This window comes from Iodobacter fluviatilis, from assembly GCF_004194535.1.
GTDB classification, from domain to species: Bacteria; Pseudomonadota; Gammaproteobacteria; order Burkholderiales; family Chitinibacteraceae; genus Iodobacter; species Iodobacter fluviatilis_A.
In genome coordinates this window covers 2026092-2044961 of sequence record NZ_CP025781.1, presented here as the reverse complement: position 1 = coordinate 2044961, position 18870 = coordinate 2026092, and the positions used below count along the sequence as shown (strand labels likewise).

General features: G+C 48.6%; 25 protein-coding genes and 1 pseudogene. 10 read left to right on the top strand and 16 right to left on the bottom strand.

Features of this window, described 5'->3' with window-relative positions; translation table 11 throughout:
- Nucleotides 1–113: 113 nt before the first annotated feature.
- The 9 genes from C1H71_RS09165 (at nt 114) to C1H71_RS09130 (ending at nt 5647) form a co-directional block, all read left to right on the top strand.
- Nucleotides 114–452: a hypothetical protein gene (locus tag C1H71_RS09165; protein ID WP_130106288.1), complete on the top strand. Its 339-nt coding sequence runs from the start codon at nt 114–116 to the stop codon at nt 450–452.
- Between the two features lie 34 nt (nt 453–486).
- Nucleotides 487–1260, top strand: coding sequence for an imidazole glycerol phosphate synthase subunit HisF (gene hisF / locus C1H71_RS09160; RefSeq protein ID WP_130106287.1), 774 nt, complete (start codon nt 487–489; stop codon nt 1258–1260).
- Complete coding sequence (hisI, locus tag C1H71_RS21010) at nt 1257–1646, top strand: phosphoribosyl-AMP cyclohydrolase (protein WP_223146022.1); 390 nt, start codon at nt 1257–1259, stop codon at nt 1644–1646. Before hisF ends, hisI begins: the two co-directional genes overlap by 4 nt.
- Before the next feature lie 123 nt (nt 1647–1769).
- Complete coding sequence (locus C1H71_RS21005; RefSeq protein WP_223146021.1) at nt 1770–2096, top strand: phosphoribosyl-ATP diphosphatase; 327 nt, start codon at nt 1770–1772, stop codon at nt 2094–2096.
- Between the two features lies 1 nt (nt 2097).
- Complete coding sequence (locus C1H71_RS09150) at nt 2098–2454, top strand: histidine triad nucleotide-binding protein (RefSeq protein ID WP_130106286.1); 357 nt, start codon at nt 2098–2100, stop codon at nt 2452–2454.
- 21 nt (nt 2455–2475) lie between these two features.
- Nucleotides 2476–2667, top strand: coding sequence for a Sec-independent protein translocase subunit TatA (gene tatA / locus C1H71_RS09145; protein ID WP_130106285.1), 192 nt, complete (start codon nt 2476–2478; stop codon nt 2665–2667).
- 9 nt (nt 2668–2676) lie between these two features.
- The gene (tatB, locus tag C1H71_RS09140; RefSeq protein ID WP_130106284.1) at nt 2677–3060 is read left to right on the top strand and encodes a Sec-independent protein translocase protein TatB; all 384 of its coding nucleotides are present in this window, start codon (nt 2677–2679) and stop codon (nt 3058–3060) included.
- 119 nt (nt 3061–3179) lie between these two features.
- Nucleotides 3180–3920, top strand: coding sequence for a twin-arginine translocase subunit TatC (gene tatC / locus C1H71_RS09135; protein ID WP_130106283.1), 741 nt, complete (start codon nt 3180–3182; stop codon nt 3918–3920).
- Nucleotides 3917–5647, top strand: coding sequence for a PglL family O-oligosaccharyltransferase (locus C1H71_RS09130; RefSeq protein ID WP_130106282.1), 1731 nt, complete (start codon nt 3917–3919; stop codon nt 5645–5647). Before tatC ends, C1H71_RS09130 begins: the two co-directional genes overlap by 4 nt.
- Nucleotides 5648–5782: 135 nt before the next feature.
- Here the strand turns inward: C1H71_RS09130 and C1H71_RS09125 are convergent, their stop codons facing one another.
- From C1H71_RS09125 to C1H71_RS09115, 3 genes are read right to left on the bottom strand one after another with little or no spacing between them, the layout of a single operon-like run.
- Complete coding sequence (locus C1H71_RS09125; RefSeq protein ID WP_130106281.1) at nt 5783–6526, bottom strand: TlyA family RNA methyltransferase; 744 nt, start codon at nt 6524–6526, stop codon at nt 5783–5785.
- Nucleotides 6526–6822 carry an MliC family protein gene (locus tag C1H71_RS09120; RefSeq protein WP_188053689.1) on the bottom strand — a complete coding sequence of 99 codons (297 nt, stop codon included), beginning with the start codon at nt 6820–6822 and terminating at the stop codon, nt 6526–6528. The genes C1H71_RS09125 and C1H71_RS09120 overlap by 1 nt, the downstream gene beginning before the upstream one ends.
- Complete coding sequence (locus C1H71_RS09115) at nt 6822–7553, bottom strand: pseudouridine synthase (protein WP_130106279.1); 732 nt, start codon at nt 7551–7553, stop codon at nt 6822–6824. Before C1H71_RS09115 ends, C1H71_RS09120 begins: the two co-directional genes overlap by 1 nt.
- A gap of 54 nt (nt 7554–7607) precedes the next feature.
- On the opposite strand from C1H71_RS09115, the gene C1H71_RS09110 reads away from it, so the two are divergent.
- A complete protein-coding gene (locus C1H71_RS09110; protein WP_262488420.1) occupies nt 7608–8021 on the top strand; it encodes a SirB2 family protein in 414 nt (137 codons plus the stop codon).
- On the opposite strand, the gene C1H71_RS09105 is transcribed toward C1H71_RS09110, so the two are convergent.
- The 13 genes and pseudogenes from C1H71_RS09105 to C1H71_RS09050 all read right to left on the bottom strand — a co-directional run bounded on the left by C1H71_RS09105 (nt 8013) and on the right by C1H71_RS09050 (nt 18858).
- On the bottom strand, nt 8013–8855 hold the full coding sequence (locus C1H71_RS09105) for an alpha/beta hydrolase family protein (RefSeq protein WP_130106278.1): 843 nt from the start codon (nt 8853–8855) through the stop codon (nt 8013–8015). The genes C1H71_RS09110 and C1H71_RS09105 overlap by 9 nt on opposite strands.
- 10 nt (nt 8856–8865) lie before the next feature.
- Nucleotides 8866–9990: a cyclic pyranopterin monophosphate synthase MoaC gene (moaC, locus tag C1H71_RS22115; RefSeq protein WP_130106277.1), complete on the bottom strand. Its 1125-nt coding sequence runs from the start codon at nt 9988–9990 to the stop codon at nt 8866–8868.
- A gap of 1 nt (nt 9991) precedes the next feature.
- Nucleotides 9992–10456, bottom strand: coding sequence for a molybdopterin synthase catalytic subunit MoaE (moaE, locus tag C1H71_RS09095; RefSeq protein ID WP_130106276.1), 465 nt, complete (start codon nt 10454–10456; stop codon nt 9992–9994).
- A complete protein-coding gene (locus tag C1H71_RS09090; RefSeq protein ID WP_130106275.1) occupies nt 10456–10707 on the bottom strand; it encodes a MoaD/ThiS family protein in 252 nt (83 codons plus the stop codon). The genes moaE and C1H71_RS09090 overlap by 1 nt, the downstream gene beginning before the upstream one ends.
- Before the next feature lie 185 nt (nt 10708–10892).
- Entirely contained in the window at nt 10893–12071 is a 1179-nt protein-coding gene (locus tag C1H71_RS09085) for a molybdopterin molybdotransferase MoeA (RefSeq protein ID WP_130106274.1), read from the bottom strand.
- Nucleotides 12065–12553, bottom strand: a complete 489-nt coding sequence (mobB, locus tag C1H71_RS09080; RefSeq protein WP_130106273.1) for a molybdopterin-guanine dinucleotide biosynthesis protein B — start codon at nt 12551–12553, stop codon at nt 12065–12067. Before mobB ends, C1H71_RS09085 begins: the two co-directional genes overlap by 7 nt.
- Nucleotides 12554–13222 carry a carbonic anhydrase gene (locus tag C1H71_RS09075; RefSeq protein ID WP_130106272.1) on the bottom strand — a complete coding sequence of 223 codons (669 nt, stop codon included), beginning with the start codon at nt 13220–13222 and terminating at the stop codon, nt 12554–12556. It abuts the gene before it with no gap.
- An 85-nt stretch (nt 13223–13307) separates the two neighbouring features.
- Complete coding sequence (locus tag C1H71_RS21810) at nt 13308–13553, bottom strand: hypothetical protein (protein WP_308418311.1); 246 nt, start codon at nt 13551–13553, stop codon at nt 13308–13310.
- 260 nt (nt 13554–13813) lie between these two features.
- A pseudogene (locus tag C1H71_RS21805) lies at nt 13814–14197 on the bottom strand (radical SAM protein); the annotation flags it as partial.
- 409 nt (nt 14198–14606) lie between these two features.
- The gene (locus C1H71_RS09065) at nt 14607–15344 is read right to left on the bottom strand and encodes a peptidylprolyl isomerase (RefSeq protein ID WP_262488419.1); all 738 of its coding nucleotides are present in this window, start codon (nt 15342–15344) and stop codon (nt 14607–14609) included.
- Between the two features lie 91 nt (nt 15345–15435).
- Nucleotides 15436–16170 (bottom strand): MBL fold metallo-hydrolase, encoded by a 735-nt coding sequence (locus tag C1H71_RS09060; protein ID WP_130106271.1) that lies wholly within the window; start codon nt 16168–16170, stop codon nt 15436–15438.
- Nucleotides 16167–16760, bottom strand: coding sequence for a hypothetical protein (locus C1H71_RS09055; protein ID WP_130106270.1), 594 nt, complete (start codon nt 16758–16760; stop codon nt 16167–16169). Before C1H71_RS09055 ends, C1H71_RS09060 begins: the two co-directional genes overlap by 4 nt.
- 253 nt (nt 16761–17013) lie before the next feature.
- Entirely contained in the window at nt 17014–18858 is a 1845-nt protein-coding gene (locus tag C1H71_RS09050; protein WP_130106269.1) for a TolC family outer membrane protein, read from the bottom strand.
- Nucleotides 18859–18870: the final 12 nt, after the last annotated feature.

The following is an 18870-nucleotide window of genomic DNA, read 5'->3' as shown; positions in this document are numbered from 1 at the left end:
ATCTGCTTGAGGTGTGAAACAATTTATTTAAAGCGTAACGCAGCATATTAAAGAGCTAGGATTTTAGAGGTTTCCATAATAGGGGCGCGGCAGCCCTATTCCGTGAGGCATTCATGTCACAGCCTAAATGGTTTGATTGGGCCAGTAGCGAAAGGAAAATTGGCGGCTATCTGCAAGAGCAGGATCCACTGTTCTTTGAGCAAGTCTGCCAACTGCTATTTGATTGTGACCCAATGATGATCCCGCTCGTCATGGAGCCTCAGGGCTACGCCCCCGAAGTTGGCAGTATTTTACGTGTGTTGCCGCAATGCCAATCTGAAGACGATGTTCGAGAAGTCGTGCATAACATCTTTGTTCAGTGGTTCAGCTCCGAGTTTGCCGGCTGCCCAGGCCAATATAGTGAAGCAGCCAGTAAACTCTGGGCTCTCTGGATCGCTCAGCAATCCGAATAAGCCCCGTCTTTTCCTAAAAAGCAAAAAAAACGCCATGTCTCTTGCTAAACGTATTATTCCCTGTCTTGATGTAACCGCTGGCCGAGTAGTCAAAGGTATCAACTTTGTAGGCCTGCGTGATGCAGGCGATCCAGTCGAAATCGCTAAGAAATATGATGACCAAGGCGCAGACGAGCTGACCTTCTTAGACATTACCGCCTCATCCGATCAGCGGGATATTATTTTGCATGTGATTGAAGAAGTCGCAGCCCAAGTGTTTATTCCACTCACCGTAGGTGGCGGCATTCGGGTGGTAGATGATATCCGCCGATTACTTAATGCGGGTGCCGATAAAGTCAGCATCAACACCACCGCCGTAACCAACCCACAAATAGTCAAAGACGCCAGCGATCGCTTTGGCAGCCAAGCGATTGTGGTGGCCATTGATGCCAAGCAAGTCAGCCTGCCAAATGAGCCATTACGCTGGGAAGTATTTACCCACGGTGGGCGTAACCCAACAGGGCTAGATGCCATTGAATGGGCAACACGGATGCAGCAATTGGGCGCGGGCGAGATTCTACTCACCAGCATGGATAGAGATGGCACCAAAATTGGCTTTAATCTACCACTCACCCGCGCAGTAAGCGATGCGGTAGATATCCCCGTGATTGCCTCTGGCGGCGTGGGCAACCTGCAGCATTTAGTCGATGGCGTGATCCAAGGGCACGCCGATGCGGTGCTTGCTGCCAGTATCTTTCACTTTGGCGAATATACAGTGCGCCAAGCCAAAGAAGTCATGCGTGCCGCAGGGATTGAGGTGCGCTTATGAGCTGGCTAGATGAAATAAAGTGGGATGAAAAAGGCCTAGTACCAGTGATTGCCCAAGATCAAGAAAGCGGCCGTATACTGATGTTTGCCTACGCTAACCGTGAAGCGGTAGCGCTTACTGCCGAAAAAAAAACTGCACATTACTGGACCCGCTCCAGACAAAAGCTCTGGCATAAGGGCGAAGAATCTGGCCACTTTCAAAAGGTATCGGCCATCCAATTTGATTGCGATGGTGATGTGCTGATCTACCAAATCGAGCAAGTAGGCGGGATTGCCTGCCATACAGGCCGCCCCAGCTGTTTTTTCCGCACTTTGGTGGATAGCAAGTGGGTCATCACTGATGCCGTACTCAAAGATCCCGTGCAAATTTATGCCACTAAGCCTTGATATCACATTGCTAAGGCGGGGCATCACTACCCCCTTATTGGCAAGATTTCCATATAATCGCCACATACTTGTAACCTATTAGCAATATAATCGAGCTTGAAGTACATCAGACAAGGTAAAGCTATGGTCTCTGCAGATATTCTGGAACGCTTATCCACCACGCTGGCCAAGCGCCGTAATAGTGATCCTTCCACCTCTTATGTAGCGAAGTTGCTGCATCAAGGCACCGATGCCATCTTGAAAAAGGTGGGGGAAGAAGCGGTAGAAACCATTATGGCGGCCAAAGATGGCGACAAGCTACATATTGTCCGGGAAGTGGCCGATCTGTGGTTTCATACCTTAGTGCTACTGGCGCATAAAGGCTTAAGTGCCGACGATGTACTCGCGGAATTAGCCCGCCGTGAAGGCATTTCTGGCATCGACGAAAAAAACTCACGGCAGGAGCAATAGCATGAGCGATTGCCTATTTTGTAAAATTGCCGCTGGTGAAATTCCTGCAAAGAAAATATTTGAAGACGATGATGTGATCGCTTTTCACGATATACACCCCGTTGCACCCGTGCATTTTTTAGTGGTGCCTAAAGTGCATGTCGATTCTTTGGCGCATGCCACAGCAGAACATCAAGCAGTGCTTGGCAAAATGCTGCTTTTGACGGCCAAGCTTGCCAAAGAGCAAGGCTTGGACGATGGCTACCGCACTATCATTAACACCGGCCATGGTGGTGGGCAGACTTTCTTCCATCTACATATGCATGTGATTGGCGGCAAGCCCCTTACAACTAATATTTCAGACATCACCACGCAATAAGCGTGAAGCAAGGAGATTATCATGGGTTCATTTAGCATATGGCATTGGCTGATCGTTCTGGTCATTGTGGTTTTGGTTTTTGGTACCAAAAAGCTCGGCAATATTGGTAAAGACTTAGGCTCTGCGGTTAAAGGCTTTAAAGACGGCATCAAAGATGGCGAAACACCCGCTGCTAAGAGTGAAGATAAACCCGTCGAAACCGACAAACGCTAAGGTTCGCCCGTGTTTGATGTTAGTTTTGGTGAGCTCATTATTATCAGCGCCGTCGCCTTAGTTGTGATTGGTCCAGAGAAACTCCCTAAGGTGGCGCGTACTGCCGGTGCCTTGCTGGGCCGAGCACAGCGCTTTATCTCGACGGTAAAGTCTGATTTAGATAAAGAATTTCAACTGGCGGAGCTTGCTAAAGTCGAAGCAGAAATTCGTGCCGAGGCTGGCTATCTCAGTCAAACCATTCATCAGCCTCTAGAGGAAGCAAAGGCCGCATTGTCTGAGCCTACTGAACCTAAAGAACAGCCAACGATGGATGAAATTCCTACTGGCCCTCAAGGTGATTTATTCGCCCCACCTGTAACACCACATGCAGAATCTAGGCCAGATCGGCGTTAAAACTAATCAGATGATGCAGGCTTAAGGTGGGCAGCTTTGCCCACTCCGCCTCGCTGATAACAATACACATCATCATTGGGCAAAGAAACCTGCCCACTCCACATATCTCGGCGTTAAATATGACGGATAACCTCCAGCCTCTCTTAGTTCATTTACTCGAATTACGTACGCGAATTGTACGTATCGCAGCGGTTTTCTTAGTCGGATTTCTTGCCTGCTTTTATTTTTCAGAACAACTTTATGATTTAATGGTTGCCCCACTGACCCACGTTTTACCTAATCAGCGTCTAATCACCATCGGCATTGCCTCCCCCTTTATGCTGCAGATAAAAATCACCTCGATGGTGGCTTTTATGATTACCTTGCCGCATACGCTTTACCAGCTATGGGCCTTTATTGCTCCCGGCCTTTATGCGCAGGAAAAAAAACTCATCCTGCCACTGGTTGTCGCCTCTAGCCTGCTCTTTATGCTGGGCGTTGGTTTTGCTTATTTCCTAGTGTTTGGTGTGGTCTTTAAATTTATTGTTTCGGTGATTCCCGCATCAATGCAATGGCTGCCCGATTCTGGCGAGTATTTAGATTTTGCCATTGGCATGTTTATCTCCTTTGGCGTGACCTTTGAAGTACCAATTTTGGTGATTGTGCTGGTTAAAATGGGCTTTATTAGTATCGCAAAACTGAAAGAAATCCGCCCCTATGTTATCGTCGGCGCCTTTGTCATCGCGGCGGTAGTGACCCCGCCAGATGTAGTATCCCAATGCCTGTTGGCTATTCCGCTTTGGCTTCTCTTTGAAGCGGGTGTTTTGGTCGCCAGCTGGATGTATAAAACTCCCCAAGAAAGCATCGAAAACACACCATGATCGCGCAACTAAGAGTATTCCAAACCCTGCTATTTTTGCTTGCCGCAGTTCCCTGCGGCATTCCTTTTCGCTATGCGCCCAATCCAGTATTCCCTTCTGAACTAGCCGCCTTAGTGCTTGCAGTCCTGATGGTACTTACCGCTGCGGCTCTGCCTAGCTATAAAAAATCCAGCCCGCCTTATGCCAGCTTGATCTGGTTTGGTTTAGCTGCGGTCATTGCTCTGCAGATGCTCGTCATGCCAGTGCTCTATTGGTCTGATCGCACCGAGCCAATTCTTTACGCACTGACCGCAGCGTTTTCAGTATGGGCATTAGCCAGAGCAAGGGATCATTTTGGTAGCATGCAGCTCGCCCCCTTCTTTGCTTGGGGCTTATTAGCTGGAGCCATTTTTAATTCTGCCATCTCTGTACAACAGGTTATCGAGCTAATCCAAAACGGCCCACGCTTAATCTTTGGCCACTTAGGTCAGAAAAATCTCTATGGTCATTATCTAACCTGGGGCTTAGCCGCCGCAGCGTGGCTAGCCGCAGAAAAAGAATTACCTAGAACATGGTTTTGGCCAGTGGCGATGTGGCTAGCACTAGCCATTGCATGGAGCAGCTCGCGCTCTCCATTTATGTATGCAGGGGCTTGGCTGGTATTTGGTGGCTTATCCGCATGGCTAGGCAAAGATAGCGTGCGCCGCTTTGGCGGATATTTAGTCGCTTGTGCCGTGCTGATCATCGTGATGCAGTTTGTAGCCCCGTGGGTAAATGAAGCACTACAATCCTTGCTACACGCCAAAAATGAAGTGCCAACTGGCTTAGACAGGCTAGATTCCAACGGTGCACGCCGTTTGGTGGAATGGCATAAAGCATGGCTAACCTTTTTAGCCCACCCTTGGCTAGGTATTGGCTGGGGCGCTTATCCATCGCAAAGTATCGCCCTGCAAATCAACCCCGCTTTTGCCATCGTGACAGAAAGTGTGCTGTTTACTCATGCACATAATTCACTACTCAATATCATGGCAGAAACGGGTTTAGCGGGTGCCATCGTTATGGCGGGTGGGATTTCATGGATGTTTATTGCTCTACTTAAACGCGAGCACGACCCCGTTAAAATCTTCGGTGCATCCATGGTGATTGTGTCGGTACTACATAGTTTGGTTGAATACCCACTATGGTATTACCACCTAATGGGCCCATTTGCACTGGCGCTGTTCTTTATGCGCTCTGATGCACCACGTATGCTAGAGATACCCAATTTGGCAGTACGCGCCACCCTTGGCAGCTACGGCGTTGCAGCCCTCGCCACTGCCGTGTTTGGTGGCCTGCTGTATATACAGATTTACCCAATCATGGAACCATCGACTAAACCTACAGAAAACGCAAGCCGGATTAAAACCCTGCAAGGGTTGAAACAAAACCCCCTCATCGATTTCTACGCTGATTTTGCGCTATCCAACTACATCGTCGCCAGCAAGGTAGACATGTCATGGAAACTGCAAATTTTGGATAGACTAAACCAAGTACGCCCCTATCCTACCCAGCTGAGCGATCAAGCCATTATGGAAGCCCTACGTGGTAACACCGGCAAAGCCCACAGCTTAATGCGCCAAGCCGCGTTTGCTTATCCAGAAAGCTTGGAATACTACAAAGAAGCGATCAGCGAATTTAAAGAGCCCGAAGTACGGGCGCTATTAAAAGAAGTAGATGACGCTGAAGTGTTATTTGGGAAAAAGAAATAAAACGTAGAGTGGGTTAGACAGATTTCTGTCATAACCCACTGTGCTTCTGTATGCCGTGGCGAGTTACACCAAGCAAAAACCACTTAGCTACAGCCTAAGCAAGGTGATATGCAGAGGGCACGCCATGCCGTGCCCCTACAGAGCTAGCGCATAAATAAAGAATTCACGGTTCCCATCGCCACCGTTAATCGAGCTGGCAAAGTAGTCTTTCACGCTAAATCCAGCCGCTATTGCGGCTGTTTTTATTTTGGCTTCTACCTCGGCATAAAGGCTTTCGTCTTTAACAATGCCGCCACGGGCAATGCCTGCCTTGCCAACTTCAAACTGTGGTTTCACCAAGAACAACAACGCCGCTTGGGGCTGCAGCATGGAGCGCAGCGCCGGTAAGATTAACGTGAGCGAGATAAACGATACATCGCCCACAATCAGCTGCAGTGGCCCATCTTGGGCGCTAGCAATCAGCGCTGGGCTAAGGTGACGGGCGTTTACGCCTTCAAACTGCACGATACGGCGATCCGCCAGCAGCCTAGGGTGTAGCTGGCCGTGGCCGACTTCTACTCCGATCACTTTGCGTGCCCCAGCTTGTAGCAGGCAATCGCTAAAGCCACCCGTAGAAATCCCCACATCTAGCACTTGCATACCCGCTACATCCACACCCGCTTGAGCGAGAGCCCCTGCCAGCTTGAAACCACCACGCGAAACAAAGCGATCGCTTTCATCCGCCGCCAGCTGTAGTACGCAATCCTGCGCCAGCTTCAGGCTGGCTTTGCTAATCACCTTGCCAGCACTGCTCACGCGCCCAGCGGCAATCATGCATTGAGCGGCGGTACGCGACGGCGCTAGACCCTGCTCAACTAATAACACATCAACGCGCAACATTAGTACGCCGGCTTCTTCAGGCAATCTTTAGCAACCATGACAGACTGGCGTTCTAAAAAGCTATCCGCGCCCTTAGTCCACCAAATCCATTCTCCATCACTCCAAGCTGCACCACTGGCGGTGCGCATGGTGACTAGATCATAAATCCGGCCATCAACACGTAGCCTTACCTGCTCCATGTCGGTGCTGGAGGTCATATAAAACTGCGCCGAGCCGCATTGATAGCGCCCCGTAATTTCATCCGGCGAAGCCAATGCCGCGCCACTCAATAACATCAAAGCCAGTGCACGCAACATTAGAACCGCTCCGTTGCAGAAAGATAACGCCATTTACCCGGCGGCAAATCGCCCAATAAAACCTTACCAATTCGAATCCGCTTTAAGCCCACCACTTCTAGGCCAACTAACTCGCACATGCGGCGAATTTGGCGTTTTTTACCTTCGCGCAAAATAAAGCGCAGTTGGTTTTCATTTTGCCAACTTACACGCGCCGGTTTCAGCGCCTTGCCATCTAGGCTTAAGCCATGATTGAGCTTTTTCATGCCATCGCTGGAAAGCTGCCCCGTTACCCGTACTAGATATTCTTTTTCAACATTGGAACCTTCACCAACCAAAGTTTTAGCCACCACGCCATCTTGGGTCAGCACCAATAATCCAACCGAGTCGATATCCAAGCGCCCAGCCGGGGCCAAATCACGCATATGCGGGGGCACAAAGCGTATTCCGCTGGTATCGCCTTCCCAATGGTTATCCGGCACCACCAGCGCCACGGCGGGGGTGTAGCCTTTTTCAGCTTGCCCAGACACATAACCCACGGGCTTATTCACGAGGATAGTCACTCGGCCAGCCTGAGTGGCTTTGGCCGCTGGCTCTAAGCTCACGGTTTGGCTAGGCAGCACCTTGCTACCCAACACATCCACCACTACGCCATCGACTTTAACCCAGCCTTTAGCAATATATTCATCGGCCTCACGGCGCGAACAAAGGCCCAGCTCAGCTAAGCGCTTTGATAATCGTAATTCTTCCATAAACCCTTATCCTTTCATTTCACCGGCCACATCCACAAGCATAAGCCAAGTAAGATGCAGAACTCACCATTTTCGCACGAGAGCGCCCTTGCCATGGAATATCTTGCTGTAAAACATCTACATATGCTGTGTGTGGCCCTGTCTGCGGGGCTATTTTTACTGCGTGGCGGCCTGATGCTGCAAGGCTCCGCCTACTTACAAACAAAATTTCTGCGTATTGCGCCGCATATTATCGACACCCTGTTGCTGCTGAGCGCCATTCGCCTAGCCATGCTCTACCCCGGCCCCAAGATGTGGCTGGTGGCTAAAGTCTGTGGGCTGTTGGTGTATATCGTACTGGGGACAATCGCGCTAAAGCGTGGCAAAACCAAAACAATCCGTGTAACTGCCTTAATCGCAGCGATCGCTTGTTTTGCCTATATTGTGGCGGTGGCATTGAGCAAGAATGCATTGCTGGGATTAGCTTAGCTCTGGCAACAAATGAGCCTGCCACAGGCTTTCGCTAAAACGAGGCTTAAAAAAACCAAAGTGTCCTATCTGTTTTACCCCAATATCATAGGGTGAGAGGCGCTTGGTTTTTTGTGGGGAATGGGTATAAAAAGCATGTAAAGAGCGAATACTTTTAGCCGTCATCAGCTCATCATCGGTAAACGACATCACCGTAATCGGCTGCGTGAGCGCTGCAAACCGGCCCTTCACCTCAAGCCCTTCTGCACCCACAGCGTAATCTGAGTTTAAGCACCAGCGCCGCCATTGCCCAATCACACCACGCGGCAAATTGCCAACTTTGCGTAAACGCTTGCCAGGGAAATAACCACACACGGGCACCAATAAGGGCACCAGCACAAACCATAGCCACCAGACTTTCCAGCGCAAGCTCAGTGCGTTTTCCAGCCAATAACCGCTGCCACTGGCAATGGTGATGGCCTTGGTAATCCGCTCTGGGTCAGGAATCAAGCCTAGTAATTGACCACCAAGGCTGTGCCCCAGCCAATACAGCGGGCGATCGGCTTGTGAAAGCGCCGCTAACATCGTGTCGCAATCGTATTTAGCCCAATCCAAAATATTGACTTCAAGTTGACGCAAACTGCCCTGTGTGGATAAACCCATACCGGTGTAATCAAAGCTGGCCACTAAAAAACCCTGCTCAGCCAGCCAAGAGGCCAGCGGCGCGTAATAAGACTGACTCACGCCCATCGCGGGGACAATGAGCACCGCCGCTTTAGCCTGATCTTGGGGATAGAAAAAAGTCGCGCTAATTTCCGAACTTCTACTCGTCATTAGCTTCAGGACTTCTATCATTACTATCCCCTTAAATGCTATGGCTGGCCTGCCAATGTCCAGACTTACCGCCTTGTTTTTCCAGCAGGCGGAGCTGCGACATAATCATGCCGCGATCCACGGCTTTACACATATCGTAGATAGTTAATAGGGCGATATTCAACGCGGTAAGCGCTTCCATTTCTACCCCTGTGCGCCCGATTGTTTCTGCCGTGACTTCACAGCGCACAAGGCTGCCTGCCCGATCAATCGTGAAATCCACGCTCACGCTGGTTAGCGGGATAGGGTGGCAAAGTGGGATTAAATCCGCGGTGCGCTTAGACGCCATAATCCCAGCAATCCGTGCCACGCCCAGCACATCGCCTTTTTTATGGCTGCCGGTTTCAATCAGATGCAAGGTAGTGGGCAGCATACGAATCTCGCCCACGGCGCGGGCAATGCGGTGGCTATCTACCTTGCCCGCCACATCCACCATATGCGCTTCGCCATTAGCGTTGAAATGCGTGAGCCCTGATGCGCTATCTGCGCTCTGGTCTGTAGATCGGTAAGGCATAGGTATTGTATCAACGCCAGATAGCCGCGCAGCACAAGCGGCTAAATCATCCTGCGTATTTAGATTAGGAAAAGCCAACTCGGGGAAGTCTACATATTGCAACTGCAAGCTCTCTTGCCATGCAGATAATTTCAGCTCTTGCCTAGATAACCTTTCCATTAAGGAAGGCAAAACATCGTGACGCAACATGCAAATCGTGGGATGAACTTGCCCATCTGGGGTGCGTGCCATCACCACTTGTGTTTCATCTTGCTCTATTTTTGCCAATAACTTTTCCACCAAATCTGCAGGCAAAAATGGCACATCACAAGGTAAAACTACAAGATATTTAGCGGGGGAAGCTAATAAGGCTGAGTGAATTCCAGCCAAAGGGCCCGGATGCCCTGGATAAACATCACGCAAAACAGGCGCACCAAAACGTGCATATTCAGGCAAATTACGATTGGCCGAAATTAAAACATGATCAACAGCACGAGTCTGCCGCGATAAGGCTTCTAGGCTCCACTCTACCAAGGGGCGACCAGAAAGCTCAACCAAGCCTTTATCACGCCCCCCCATGCGGCGCCCTTCGCCACCAGCCAGAATGACTGCATCCAAAATCATGTTAAACCACCCTCAAGTACTGCCAACGATCCAGCGCGCCTTGATCACTTGATCGTGCATCAACCCATTGTAGGCAAGCAGCAGTTCCTTCTTTTTTCCAGAACGGCGCTTGTGTTTTTAGGAAATCCATAATAAATGCATTTGATTCATAGGCCGCTTGCCGGTGCTTTGATGCCGTTAACACCAGCACAATTTGCTCTGCTGCTTGCAAAGCACCAATACGATGAATCACCGTCACCGCTTGCAAAGGCCAATATTGGCACGCCTCTCCGACTATTTTAGCGAGAGCTTTTTCAGTCATACCAGGATAATGCTCTAAATGCATGGCGGTAATGCTTTGATCTAAATCGCGCACTCGGCCCACAAAAGCCACTATTGCGCCCATGCTGGCATCGTTATCAAAGCGCGCATATTCTGTAGCTAAATCAAAATCTGCGCTTTGCACCAGAATTCGAATATCCGCCATTAGCCCCCCGTCACAGGAGGAAAAATAGCCACTTCTGCATTACTTGGAATCATATCGCTGAGCTGAGCCATTTCTTGATTAACGGCGACTCTAAATATTTTATTCCCCGATAATTCCGCCGCCCAAATATCGCCACGCGATATCAATATTGCAATCAATCCAGCCACGGTTGCGGGGCTTGGCATAGGCAGCTCTTCACTTTCACAAGCAAATGCATCACGCAGCCGAGCAAAATATAAAACACGAATCATGGTCATCTCTAAAATCGCTCTTTCTTAAAACTCAGCTTGGTAAAGCTCTTAGGGCGCTGCTAGCAGCGCCCCCAAACACAAAGTAAGCCAGTAGGCCTACGATATTTCACCTAGATATCCAATAATTGATACTGTACTACATCAGCCTTACTTATATGTTTGCAGCATAGCATTAATCACCCCATTCATCGCATGCTATGGAATGGAATGAACTGCACGCTATCCCCAAGCTTAATCGTTTCGCCCACGGCAATATCCACCAAGCCATCGCCCCAAACTAAAGACGTTAATACACCAGAGCCTTGCTGTGGGTAAATCTCTACATGGCCTTGTTCATTTAACTTGCCACGTAAAAACTCACGGCGATTACCTGCTTTTTTCCAATCAAAAGCGGCCATTAATTTAAATCTTGCAGGTTGCAGCTTTAAACACGCTAAGCGGGCTAATAAAAAAGGCCGTACTAATAATAAAAAGGTCACTAAGCTAGAAACCGGATTACCTGGCAAACCAATAAAATCACAATCGCCAATTCGCCCATAGGCAAAAGGCTTGCCTGGCTTTATTGCAATTTTCCATAAATCTAAATGACCTAGCAGCTCTACCGCACCCTTGACATGATCTTCTTCCCCTACCGATACGCCACCAGAGGTAATCAGCACATCGTGCTGCTTTGCGGCTGTTTGCAGAATATCCCGAGTCAGCTCCGCATCATCCGGCACAATGCCTAAGTCAGTAATCAGGCAATCGTCCAGTAGTGCAGTCAGGGCATAGCGGTTGGAGTTATAAATTTGACCTGCGCCAAGTGGCTGTCCGGGCTCTACCAGCTCATCACCAGTCGATAGTAGGGCCACTCTTAAACGCTGCTTCACAGTGAGCTCTGCAACACCAATCGATGCGACTAAGCCAATCGCCGCAGGGCTAAGCCGCGTTCCCGCTGGCAAAATCACGCTACCTGCAGCGATGTCTTCACCCCGTAAACGAATATTGCTCCCGAGCTCAAGCGGCGCTGCGATATAAACTTGCCCATCCTCGGTGCGGCAATTTTCTTGCATCACCACCACATTGGCCCCAGCTGGAATTGGCGCTCCAGTAAAAATACGGGCCGCCTCGCCACTATTTAAAGCCTGCCCAACATTACCAGCGGCAATACGCTGCACTAGCTTAAAACTGTCGGGCCATGAGTCGCCAATATTCAGGGCGTAACCATCCATGGCGCTATTATCAAAACTTGGCACGGACACCTGCGAAACCAAGTCATGACTAAGTACACGGCCATTAGCTTGGCTCAGCGGCAACACGTCCACCCCACTTGAAACACGGGCTGCTAGGAGTAAACGGGAAAGGGCTGTATCAAAATCTAGCATGGCAAATCACTAATAAACGCCGCAATGACTGCAGCTTGGTTAAGATCGAGTACAGGCAGGGAGCTGTGAAGTGAGTAATCGCTGGCAATCGCAATAATATAGGGATCCACCAAGGCGGGGTGGCTGGCACGGCGGACTTCTAACTTAGGAATCGCCGCCGTTTTAAAGCCTTCAACCAGCACTAAATCAACGGGGGCCATTCGTGCTAGCAACGCACTTAAAGGCAGCGGCTCAGGCATTTCATGCTGTAGGACAAAGCGCTTTGGTGTAGCGAGTAATACTTCCCCCGCACCCGCGGCCCTGAATCGTATGCTGTCTTTACCCTCGGGCTCAAACTCCACATCATGATGCGTATGTTTGATGACACTCACTTTAAGTCCCAAACGTGCCAATTCTGGCAGCAGTTTTTCTATTAGGGTGGTCTTACCGCTGCCTGACCACCCCACAATACCTAAAACGCGCTGAGGACTTTGTAAGTGCAATTAAATCTCGATCCAAAAATCTTTGATTGGCAGGGCGCTTACTAAGGGCTGAAATTGCTTGCTCTCTTCATCAAACCCCAACAAAGCACCGTGCTCAAAATCAAAAAACCAACCATGTAAACTCAGTTCAGCACTACCAAGCCGCTGTTTAATCCAAGGAAAAGTCTCTAGATTAACCAACGAATCACGAATCGCTTCCAGCTCACAGGCCCGATACTGAGTAGCTTTATCGGCATGAGGTAGCTGCTGCAAGACCCGCTGCTTTGCCTTACTCGCAATATGAATCCAACGGCCCAAGAAATCGTCTTTATCCACGATATCATTACTATCCATTAAGCCTTTAATACCGCCGCAATGGCTATGCCCTAGCACCACAATCCGGCTGACATTAAGCACCGTCACTGCGTATTGCAGAGCCGCCGAGACCCCTTGATTGGTTGTTCCCTGCTCAAATGGCGGCACCAAATTAGCCACGTTGCGAATAATGAACATTTCGCCTGGTGCACATTGGGTAAGAATGGCGGGATCGACCCGAGAATCACAGCAGCCTATCAACACAGTAGTTGGTGTCTGACCAGCGCGTAAACGATCAAACAAAGCGGTTTCACCAGCAAAATATTGTTGCTGAAATTCACGAAAACCTTCAATAAACTGATGCAAATCGGCCATAGGGGTTTACCCGTAATAAAAGACCGGCTGATTATCCACCACAGACCGATTACGTGAAAGAAAAACATCCACTATAGAAAATGACTTAACCGCCGGTCTGCGACATAAACCGTACGATTTGCAACGGTGATTCCCGAAACTCATGTTTTTCTGGTTTTAATTCAATTGCCTCGGCAATCGCAGCCAAAATTTCTGTATCGGTAGCTCCTCCTCTAAGCAACGGCCTAAAAGAGAACTTTTCCTCCTGCCCCAAGCACATATAGAGCGTGCCATCGACCGCCAGCCGAATTCGATTACAGGTGGCACAGAAGTGCTGTGAAATCGGTGTAATAAAGCCAATCCGGCCACTACCGTCGCTGGTTTTCCAGTAACGCGCGGGCCCCCCCCCAACTCCAAGGCTTCGGGCTCTAATCCTAAGCGCGCCACTAGCGAATCCCTCACTTCATCCAGCGGCATATACTGCGCATTGCGCCCCGTGTCCCCCATCGGCATGGCTTCAATCAAGCGCAAAATAAAACCGTTTTGGAGGCAAAATGCCGCCATATTCTCAATTTCATGGTCATTTACGCCACGCATGGCGACCATATTAATTTTGATGGGATCAAAACCAACCGCCTTGCCCGCCATAATACCGGCCATAATCCGCTCAAAAGCAGCCTTCCCCACAATGTCTTCCAAGCAGGCTTTTTCCAGTGAATCTAAGCTGACATTAATCCGGCTAACGCCTGCAGCTTTCAGCGCAACAGCGTGCTTTTCTAACTGAGTGGCATTGGTCGATAGGGATAAATCGCGGATACCCGGTAAGGCGGCAATTCTTGCGGCCAGCAGCGGCAAATCTTTGCGCAGTAGTGGCTCGCCCCCCGTTAAGCGCACCCTGCCCACACCTACTTGGGCAAACAGCCCGATCAAGCGCGTCATTTCATCAAACGTTAGCCAGTGAGCGGGCTCTTCAAAACCAGAGAAGCCTTTAGGCATGCAATAACTACAACGCAAATCACAACGATCTGTGACTGAAACGCGCAAATAGCTGATAGAACGTCCGAACCGATCTTGAAGCATGGCTTTTCTCCTACGGCTTATTCTACTGTTTTTTTTGCCTCAAAAGCTTAGTCGGACGAGGGAGGTAAACTACTACCAAATAGATAGAAATATATTTTAAGGCCGCGGATGAGCGAAGCAAAACAAAGCCCGTCCGCAGCCTAATCACAGACAAATGTAACAAGGTAAATGCAAATTACTCGAAGCCCACTTGATAAATAGTCATCAATGGCTTCAGGGATAAACCAATATCGCCCTTCAGATGCACAATTAAAATACGGATTCAGCAAATTAAGGGCTTCAATGGTAGCTTTCGCGGACGAAAACCTCTTGTACTTAACCTCAGTTACTGAGCGGCATCAGGGCTAGGCAAGGTATAACCTTCAATTTTAGCGGCATTCACTAGCGTTTGTAGGTATTGATTCATGGCACGACGGGTTGCCACATCACTCAGAAATTCGGCTAGTTTTGCTTTTACTTCATCAAAACTCACCATTGCGCCTTCAGCCTTGCTACCTGCGCGAATAATATGTAAACCAAAGCGTGTTTCAACTAAATCAGCGGCAATTTCGCCTTCATTCAGGCTAAATGCCACTTGTTCAAATTCTGGCACCATTTGGCCACGGCCAAATTGGCCCAGATTACCGCCCTGCTGACCAGATGGGCAGCTGGAATGTTGACGCGCGAGCTCTTCAAACTTTTCTGGATTAGCTTTTACTTCGGCCAATACCGCATTAGCCAGCACGGTATCTACCAGCTCTGTTTCACCGGTTTTAAATAAAATATGACTGCCTTCTAACGTTTCACCTCGCACAAAAGATTGTGGGTTATTGTCGTAATACTGCTGGCAAGCGACCTCATCTGGATCCGTGATTTTTACTTCCGTTTGCAGCAATAAACCAATGGTTTCTTCTGGGCTAGCGGCTTCAATCGACAGCGTTGCAGCACGTTGCAACAATAGCTCACGCAAAATAAGCTCTTGCACCGTTGCATCGATCGCAGATGGAGCATCCTGGTGATGCTGGCTTTCAGCCGCAATCATTACATCGGTAATCTCAACACCATTAACAGTAATGCTCATCATTTTTCCTGAGTTCTTTATTGATTGAGCAAATGAAATGGGGGCTGAATGCACGCATTTCTAGCCCCCCAAAGCATCTACTCATGTAAAAAAATCAGAAAAGACCCACTTGTAATTCATCGAACCAATTGATAAATCTCTCTACGTCATCCCCAGAATAAACTGACCCATGCTGAGGGCAAATCATATCTATTTTTAAGCTAGTCACCCTTTCACACCACACCCGCTTTGCACTATTGGAACCCATCCAGCGCTTATGAAAGCCCTCTGCAAAACGAATATGCCGATCAAAATCAGTCACAAATAAATCACTATTTCCTTCTGGCAGCAGAGCCGCCCCTACATCGCCAGAAAAAAGCACTTTAGCCAAAGGATCATAAAGATGAAAATTTCCTGAAGAATGTAGGTAGTGAGCAGGAATCGTGCTGAGATGAGCACTCCCAACGATCATTTCACTGCCTTGATCTGGAATACTGACCATGGTGTCACTTGAGCCACCAAAGTGTGGAACAAAAGTAGCCCATAAACCAGAAATATGGCACTTCAGCTCGGGGTTAAATTCCAACCAAAGCGCCAAAGATGAAATCACATCGGGATCTTGGTGTGAGGAAAAAATAGTACGAATAAGCCGAGGATCAAGCACCGAGCTTACTGCGGAAAATACGGCAGGGAAAACTTCTAATCCACCCGGATCGGTTATTAATGCCTCCCCCCCATTAACAATGACATATTCATTGGTATCAATTAAATGATTGGGGCGCTCGGGATCCCGCGAAATGGCCAACCAACGATGATCTCCCTGCTCAAACAATATTTGGGCTTTTTTCATTTCATATTTCCAGAAATGCGCCTCAGCTCTTCTAACCTTGGCACGATGGAATCAACCTTGCTGGCAAAGTCATTAGACAACTCAGCCAGTACATTAGAATGCTCACCGGAATAGGCCGATTCAATTCTAGCGGCACGCGCAATCACCACCCCAAAAACACAAGCCTGATAGGCCTCATCAATGTATTCTGACAAACGCTGATGCACGAGTCGCAAGCGCGCCGCATGCTCATCACTGGCAAGCCGTGTACGCGAAAGCGTATCTGCTAGGTAAGTCGTATTGTCCGCAGACTGCTCAGATGTATGCAGCAACATCTGATTACGCCGCTCTTGCGTCATACTATGAGAGGATTCAGCCAACATATCTTGGCTGGCGCTACTCAGCCGATTCATACTGCCTTGCAGTTGCAATGATAGCTCTCGTAACTCGCCCGAAATCACCCCAAACCCACGGGCCATTCGGCCCGCTCGTTTGGCTAATAAAATGGCATTTAAACCCATTAGATTAATTTCAAAGCAATTCCAAATCACCATTTTTATATTTTCATTAATCAAAACTGTATTTTGTAGTTCAGTCGCAATAGCTGCCATGAGCTAGCCCCCCCCGCATAACCCGTCCCAAATAACGGGCTTTTTCTTTATAGATCACTAAGTGAAGAGAAAGAAGAGTAAGTGAACATTCCAACATAAACTGACAAAACTAAAGTCTTTTGGCTTGATTTTGTGCTGCCAGCTTGAAATATAGGCTGCAAAACATTAGACCCTTCTGCGCTTATTGCGCATAAAAGGCATAAAAATAGGCCTTCCAAAGAAGGCCCATTTCAACGGTGCAATCGCTTACACGTTAATACGCCCTACCACTCGTTACTTTCTCTGCTTTGATTTTCCACTGTCCGCCTTGTTTCACCATATCTAAAGTCTTTTGAACTACGTCGGTATAGTCTTTGGACTTATAGCTTTGGCTAAATGTAGCTTCAGCTTGAGTGTCATTTAATTGCCTAAGCTTCATATTGCTCAACGTAATAGTTATATCACCCTGCTTGCCCACGCGAGTACGACGGAATGCCTTCCATTTATCCGCGCTCATGCCATTGCTTGGCACAAAACTATCAGCGTAAAACGCTAGGTAATCATCCGTGCGTTTTTCTGCCCACGCTTTAGACCATTTGTCGGCTAGATCAATGCCAAATTGAGCGAGCTCTTTGCCCACTGGCACGTCTTTAGCTGCTTCTGGCGCAGCAGTGACAGCTACTGGGGCAGTAGTGACCGCTGCTGGAGCAAGTGATGGGCGATTTGCCATTGCGGCATCGCGATCCATCGTATATTCCTTCGGCATTTCAGCGCTACAGCGAACACGCTCATCATCAAGCTGATTATCGTCCAGCGCTTCAGGCACTGCCGTTTCTAAAGGTGCCAACTTCAGAGCTGCCAATAATTGATGCATTTGAGTAAGAACACCCGCTTCTGAGGTTTTTAAATCATTAACTGCGTTTACAACCGCGCGCTTAGCGGTAAACAACTCGTTTTCTGTATCCAATAAATCTAATAAAGTACGCTGGCCAATATCAAATTGTTTGCGATAAGCATCTCGTGATTTCTCTGTAGAAAGTTGATGCTGATCGAGGAATTTCATTTGCTCATTCAAGCGGCGAACATCATTCCACGCAATCTGCGTTGTCTGACGAATATCTCGGCATGTTTTATCACGTAATTCATAGGCGGTATTCAGCTTTTCAACCGCACCACGAGTACGCGCACTATCACGCCCACCACTAAATAAGTTGTAATTTAAATTAAGCTGAATAGTACGATCTTGAAAAGTGCCGCTAATACCATCACGATCACGATCTAAGGCTTGTTTTGCCACCAGCTCTAGCTTGGGATAATTATTTGCCTTACGTGTTTCGGCATCGCTACGTGCTGAGCGAATATTTGATACTGCAGCTAAAAAACCAGGGTTTTGCTTTAAAGCAGTTGCTAACGCGATATCCCCTTCCTTGGGCAAGGCTGTACGTAAATCTTGTGATGGCGCCAAGGCTGCGGCGGGTGCCTCGCCAACAATACGTTGAAAACGGGCAGAAACATCGTGCAAATTAGATAGATCAGTAAGCCAATTAGATTCAGCTAAGGCTAAGCGTCCAGATGCTTGTTCCAAATCAACCCGGCGGCCTACCCCTGCTTTAACCCGCTCTTCAATTTGCCCTAAAATTTCTTTATGTAACGCAAAATTGTCTTGAGCCAAGGCCACCAACTCACGGTAACGCAATACATCTTGATAAGCACGTACCGTTTCAAAGGCAATTTGATCTGAAGAAGAAAGCAACTCGTAATAACGAGTGAGCCTTGCATACCCTAAACGCTGCACTTCATTGCTCGTTGCAAAACCATCAAACAGCATTTGACGTAATGTGAGTGAAGCTCCTGGATGATTAAACCCACCGGTGTCACCACTTGGTCGCTTTTCCCACTCTCGCCCAGCAAAAGCCTGAAAATCAACTTGGGGCATATAACCACCACGCGCAGCTGATACATCTTCAACCGATGCTTTAAATTCGAACCAGCGCGCACGTAACTCGGGATTATTGCTAATAGCCCGCTCTGCTGCTTCTTGCAAAGAAGCAGGGGCAGCAGCTTGTACACCAATACTGCACAATGCCAAGGCAACAGCCAAGCATAACTTTTCTTTCATCTTTTTAATCCA

Excerpts from the sequence above, each read along its gene's own strand:
- C1H71_RS09165 (WP_130106288.1), top strand. The coding sequence starts at position 114 with ATGTCACAGCCTAAATGGTTTGATTGGGCCAGTAGCGAAAGGAAAATT.
- hisF (WP_130106287.1), top strand. The coding sequence starts at position 487 with ATGTCTCTTGCTAAACGTATTATTCCCTGTCTTGATGTAACCGCTGGC.
- hisI (WP_223146022.1), top strand. The coding sequence starts at position 1,257 with ATGAGCTGGCTAGATGAAATAAAGTGGGATGAAAAAGGCCTAGTACCA.
- C1H71_RS21005 (WP_223146021.1), top strand. The coding sequence starts at position 1,770 with ATGGTCTCTGCAGATATTCTGGAACGCTTATCCACCACGCTGGCCAAG.
- C1H71_RS09150 (WP_130106286.1), top strand. The coding sequence starts at position 2,098 with ATGAGCGATTGCCTATTTTGTAAAATTGCCGCTGGTGAAATTCCTGCA.
- tatA (WP_130106285.1), top strand. The coding sequence starts at position 2,476 with ATGGGTTCATTTAGCATATGGCATTGGCTGATCGTTCTGGTCATTGTG.
- tatC (WP_130106283.1), top strand. The coding sequence starts at position 3,180 with ATGACGGATAACCTCCAGCCTCTCTTAGTTCATTTACTCGAATTACGT.
- C1H71_RS09130 (WP_130106282.1), top strand. The coding sequence starts at position 3,917 with ATGATCGCGCAACTAAGAGTATTCCAAACCCTGCTATTTTTGCTTGCC.
- C1H71_RS09125 (WP_130106281.1), bottom strand. The coding sequence starts at position 6,526 with ATGTTGCGCGTTGATGTGTTATTAGTTGAGCAGGGTCTAGCGCCGTCG.
- C1H71_RS09120 (WP_188053689.1), bottom strand. The coding sequence starts at position 6,822 with ATGTTGCGTGCACTGGCTTTGATGTTATTGAGTGGCGCGGCATTGGCT.
- C1H71_RS09115 (WP_130106279.1), bottom strand. The coding sequence starts at position 7,553 with ATGGAAGAATTACGATTATCAAAGCGCTTAGCTGAGCTGGGCCTTTGT.
- C1H71_RS09110 (WP_262488420.1), top strand. The coding sequence starts at position 7,608 with ATGCAGAACTCACCATTTTCGCACGAGAGCGCCCTTGCCATGGAATAT.
- C1H71_RS09105 (WP_130106278.1), bottom strand. The coding sequence starts at position 8,855 with ATGATAGAAGTCCTGAAGCTAATGACGAGTAGAAGTTCGGAAATTAGC.
- moaC (WP_130106277.1), bottom strand. The coding sequence starts at position 9,990 with ATGATTTTGGATGCAGTCATTCTGGCTGGTGGCGAAGGGCGCCGCATG.
- moaE (WP_130106276.1), bottom strand. The coding sequence starts at position 10,456 with ATGGCGGATATTCGAATTCTGGTGCAAAGCGCAGATTTTGATTTAGCT.
- C1H71_RS09090 (WP_130106275.1), bottom strand. The coding sequence starts at position 10,707 with ATGATTCGTGTTTTATATTTTGCTCGGCTGCGTGATGCATTTGCTTGT.
- C1H71_RS09085 (WP_130106274.1), bottom strand. The coding sequence starts at position 12,071 with ATGCTAGATTTTGATACAGCCCTTTCCCGTTTACTCCTAGCAGCCCGT.
- C1H71_RS09075 (WP_130106272.1), bottom strand. The coding sequence starts at position 13,222 with ATGGCCGATTTGCATCAGTTTATTGAAGGTTTTCGTGAATTTCAGCAA.
- C1H71_RS09065 (WP_262488419.1), bottom strand. The coding sequence starts at position 15,344 with ATGATGAGCATTACTGTTAATGGTGTTGAGATTACCGATGTAATGATT.
- C1H71_RS09060 (WP_130106271.1), bottom strand. The coding sequence starts at position 16,170 with ATGAAAAAAGCCCAAATATTGTTTGAGCAGGGAGATCATCGTTGGTTG.
- C1H71_RS09055 (WP_130106270.1), bottom strand. The coding sequence starts at position 16,760 with ATGGCAGCTATTGCGACTGAACTACAAAATACAGTTTTGATTAATGAA.
- C1H71_RS09050 (WP_130106269.1), bottom strand. The coding sequence starts at position 18,858 with ATGAAAGAAAAGTTATGCTTGGCTGTTGCCTTGGCATTGTGCAGTATT.